The 3,810-nt window shown below is 53.5% G+C and carries 2 rRNA genes and 1 pseudogene; all 3 read right to left on the reverse strand.

The window, feature by feature from the left end:
- Window positions 1-149 (reverse strand): annotated as a pseudogene (locus tag JQ46_RS11595) (IS3 family transposase); the annotation flags it as partial.
- 124 nt (window positions 150-273) lie between these two features.
- Window positions 274-391, reverse strand: a 5S ribosomal RNA gene (gene rrf / locus JQ46_RS07305).
- A gap of 141 nt (window positions 392-532) precedes the next feature.
- Window positions 533-3,609: ribosomal RNA gene (locus JQ46_RS07310) — 23S ribosomal RNA — on the reverse strand.
- Window positions 3,610-3,810: the final 201 nt, after the last annotated feature.

Raw genomic sequence — 3,810 nt, forward strand, 5'->3', positions numbered from 1 at the left:
CGACCAGGTTTGGCGGGTTCACGCAACCATTTGTACAGCGTCCATCGCCCTGGATAACCAAGTTCACGGACGGTCTTGGTCACCGATTGAGTGCGCTTGTAAACCTGCAGAGCTCTGCGTCGCTGCTCCTTGGTGTATGAGCGGTTCATGATGGAATCCTCCAAGATTCCGTCCGCATCCCCTTTTGTCCTTTAACCCGCAATTGCATTTGGGCATGAAAAAAGGGAGTATGCACATTTAAAACGTACATACTCCCTTAATTTTTAGTTTTAGTGCCGGCGGTGACTTACTCTCCCACACCCTCCCAGGTGCAGTACCATCAGCGCAGGTAGGCTTAGCTTCCGGGTTCGGAAAGGGACCGGGCGTGACCCCACCGCTAACAACCACCGACAAACCAATAATCAGAACAAAACACACACCCAACCACACCCACAACCGGGGCTTACTGGTGTGTAGTGCCGTTCCAGACACTGCATAACAGACGCGAGCACACTCACAATGCGACAAGAAATCAAAACCCTAGCACACAAATAATGTGTTGAACATCGGCTAATTAGTACCGGTCACCTCCATCACTCACATGACTTCCAGATCCGGCCTATCAACCCCATAATCTACAGGGAACCTCAAAAGAAACCTCATCTCAGAACAGGCTTCCCGCTTAGATGCTTTCAGCGGTTATCCCTCCCATACGTAGCCAACCAGCCATGCCACGGGCGTGACAACTGGCCCACCAGAGGTATGTCCGTCCCGGTCCTCTCGTACTAGGGACAGCCTTCTACAAGTTTCAACGCGCACGGCGGATAGAGACCGAACTGTCTCACGACGTTCTAAACCCAGCTCGCGTGCCGCTTTAATGGGCGAACAGCCCAACCCTTGGGACCTACTCCAGCCCCAGGATGCGACGAGCCGACATCGAGGTGCCAAACCATCCCGTCGATATGGACTCTTGGGGAAGATCAGCCTGTTATCCCCGGGGTACCTTTTATCCGTTGAGCGACACCGCTTCCACAAGCCGGTGCCGGATCACTAGTCCCTACTTTCGTACCTGCTCGACCTGTCAGTCTCACAGTCAAGCTCCCTTGTGCACTTACACTCAACACCTGATTGCCAACCAGGCTGAGGGAACCTTTGGGCGCCTCCGTTACACTTTGGGAGGCAACCGCCCCAGTTAAACTACCCACCAGGCACTGTCCCTAACCCGGATCACGGGCCGAGGTTCAGATGCCCAATCCGATCAGAGTGGTATTTCACCAACGACTCCACAACCACTAGCGTAGCCGCTTCACAGTCTCCCACCTATCCTACACAAACCGAACCGAACACCAATACCAAGCTATAGTGAAGGTCCCGGGGTCTTTTCGTCCTGCCGCGCGTAACGAGCATCTTTACTCGTACTGCAATTTCACCGGGCCTGTGGTTGAGACAGCAGGGAAGTCGTTACGCCATTCGTGCAGGTCGGAACTTACCCGACAAGGAATTTCGCTACCTTAGGATGGTTATAGTTACCACCGCCGTTTACTGGGGCTTAAATTCTCCGCTTCGGACAAAAGTCCTAACAGGTCCTCTTAACCTTCCAGCACCGGGCAGGCGTCAGTCCGTATACATCGACTTACCCGTCTTCGCACGGACCTGTGTTTTTAGTAAACAGTCGCTTCCCTCTATTCTCTGCGACCACCACCAGCTCAACACGTCGTTCACCAGCAGTGGCACCCCTTCTCCCGAAGTTACGGGGCCATTTTGCCGAATTCCTTAACCACAGTTCACCCGAACGCCTTAGTATTCTCTACCTGACCACCTGTGTCGGTTTACGGTACGGGCCGTACATGCACTCACTAGAGGCTTTTCTCGACAGCATAGGATCACCAACATCCCCACAACGGGTACGCATCACGCCTCACCCACATGCAGGACGGATTTACCTAATCCTGCGGGCCACACGCTTACACCACAATCCAATCAGTGGCTTGGCTACCTTCCTGCGTCACCCCATCGCTTGGCTACTACCAGATCAGGTCCCACGCATCCACACACCACACACACAAAGTGCATGTGACACGCTTCAGGGTGGTTAGTATCACTGATTCACCATTGGTCGCACACACACGGGTACGGGAATATCAACCCGTTAACCATCGACTACGCCTGTCGGCCTCGCCTTAGGACCCGACTCACCCTGGGAAGATTAGCTTGACCCAGGAACCCTTAGTCATCCGGCGGATACGTTTCACACGCATCATTCGCTACTCATGCCTGCATTCTCACTCGCATAACCTCCACCACACGGTCACCCGGCAGCTTCCACGATCACACGACGCTCCCCTACCAACCCAACCAAAAGATTGAGTTCCGCGGTTTCGGCGGTGTACTTGAGCCCCACTACATTGTCGGCGCAGAACCACTCGACCAGTGAGCTATTACGCACTCTTTCAAGGATGGCTGCTTCTAAGCCAACCTCCTGGCTGTCTTCGCGATCCCACATCCTTTTCCACTTAGCACACTCTTAGGGGCCTTAACCGGCGATCTGGGCTGTTTCCCTCTCGACTAACGAAGCTTATCCCCCGCAGTCTCACTGCCGCATTCTGACTTACCGGCATTCGGAGTTTGGCTGACGTCGCTAAGATGATAGTCCCGCTCAACCAACCAGTAGCTCTACCTCCGGCAAGAAACACACGACGCTGCACCTAAATGCATTTCGGGGAGAACCAGCTATCACGGAGTTTGATTGGCCTTTCACCCCTACCCACAACTCATCCCCTCAGTTTTCAACCTAAGTGGGTTCGCGCCTCCACAGCCTCTTACAGCTGCTTCACACTGGCCATGGGTAGATCACCCCGCTTCGGGTCCAGGACACGCCACTAAAAACACCCTCATTAGGATTCGGTTTCCCTACGGCTACCCCACAACACGGGTTAACCTCGCGACATGCCGCTGACTCGCAGGCTCATTCTTCAAAAGGCACGCCATCACCCTCTAAAAGGCTCTGACGGCTTGTAGGCACACGGTTTCAGGTACTATTTCACTCCCCTCCCGGGGTACTTTTCACCATTCCCTCACGGTACTCATACACTATCGGTCACAATAAGTATTCAGGCTTACCGGGCGGTCCCGGCAGATTCACAGCAGATTCCACGAGCCCGCTGCTACTCGGGTACATCATGTCAACCCCAACACCACATGCTTTCACGTACCGGACTCTCACCGTCTACGGCAGGCCATTCCAAACCACTTCCGCTAACACATGACACCAGGGCACGGCATGGCAGCACCGCACAACACAACCCCACAACCCCACACACGCAACCCCTGCCAGGTATCACACGCATGCAGTTTAGCCAAAATCCACGTTCGCTCGCCGCTACTAGCAGAATCATTATTATTTTCTTCTCCTACGGGTACTAAGATGTTTCACTTCCCCGCGTTACCACCACACAAACTATGAATTCATCCATGCAGCGACCACACACAACTGTGGCCAGGTTTCCCCATTCGGACACCCTCGGATCAACGCTCGATTGACAACTCCCCGAGGACTATCGCGGCCTTCCACGTCCTTCATCGGCTTATCATGCCCAAGGCATCCACCGTGCGCCCTTCACAGACAACACACAAATACTAAGACACCCACACACCAACCACACAAACAAAACATCCATGCAGCCAGCGCGTGAACAACAATGATTTCAAACAAAAATCACAAAAAAGAAGATACTCGCGTCCACTATACAGTTCTCAAACAACACTGAACACCCACAACACACAAACAACCACACAGAAGTGATCATCCGCCCATTAGCAAGCATCCACACA

Source organism: Corynebacterium jeikeium, assembly GCF_000738175.1.
Lineage (GTDB): Bacteria > Actinomycetota > Actinomycetes > Mycobacteriales > Mycobacteriaceae > Corynebacterium > Corynebacterium jeikeium_C.